Origin of the sequence: Pseudomonas sp. MWU16-30323, from assembly GCF_020515595.1 — a bacterium.
GTDB lineage: Bacteria > Pseudomonadota > Gammaproteobacteria > Pseudomonadales > Pseudomonadaceae > Aquipseudomonas > Aquipseudomonas yamanorum.
This window is the reverse complement of record NZ_JAIWYM010000081.1, coordinates 1-1,082: the sequence shown is the minus strand read 5'-3', so window position 1 is coordinate 1,082 and position 1,082 is coordinate 1. Positions and strand designations below refer to the sequence as shown.

The following is a 1,082-nucleotide window of genomic DNA, read 5'->3' as shown; positions in this document are numbered from 1 at the left end:
CCGATACCGCAATCACTGAAGGCGGTCAGATCACTTACACCGCCACGCTTTCGAACGAAGCGCATGCGCCGGTCACCGTGACGCTGTCCAACGGCCAAGTGATCACCATTGATGCCGGTAAAACCACCGGCACCGTGGTTTTCCAAACACCCGTCAACGACGTCTACAACAACGGTTCCACTATTAGCACCACGATTACAGCGGCTACTGGCGGCAACTTTGAGAAGCTGGTTCCGGACAATACAAATCCGCCGACCACCGTCATTTCGGACTCGATCGACACCACCACAGTAACCTTGTCGACCACCGATACCGCAATCACTGAAGGCGGTCAGATCACTTACACCGCCACGCTTTCTAATGAAGCGCATGCGCCGGTCACCGTGACGCTGTCCAACGGTCAGGTCATTACCATTGATTCCGGTAAAACTACCGGCACTGTGGTTTTCCAAACTCCAGTCAATGACGTTTACAACAACGGTTCCACTGTTAGCACCACGATTACAGCGGCTACTGGCGGCAACTTTGAGAAGTTGGTTCCGGACAATACGAATCCGCCGACCACTGTTATTTCGGATTCGATCGACACCACCACAGTAACCTTGTCGACCACCGACACTGCGATCACTGAAGGCGGCCAGATCACCTACACCGCCACGCTTTCTAATGAAGCGCATGCGCCGGTTACCGTGACACTGTCCAACGGCCAGGTCATCACCATCGACGCGGGTAAAACCACGGGCACCGTGGTTTTCCAAACGCCGGTCAACGACGTCTACAACAACGGTTCCACCGTTAGCACCACGATTACAGCGGCTACTGGCGGTAACTTCGAGAAGCTGGTCCCGGATAACACCAATCCGCCGACCACCGTCATTTCGGACTCGATCGACACCACCACCGTGACGCTGTCGACCACCGATACCGCAATCACCGAAGGCGGTCAGATCACCTACACCGCGACCTTGAGCAACGAAGCTCACGCCCCGGTGACCGTGACCTTGTCCAACGGCCAGGTCATCACCATTGATTCCGGCAAAACTACCGGCACTGTGGTTTTCCAAACTCCAGTCAATGACGTT

General features: G+C 55.3%; 1 protein-coding gene. It reads left to right on the top strand.

What is annotated here, in order from left to right; translation table 11 throughout:
• The coding region (locus LIY45_RS30505) for an immunoglobulin-like domain-containing protein (RefSeq protein WP_226478712.1) at window positions 1-1,082 on the top strand (1,082 nt) is incomplete at both ends.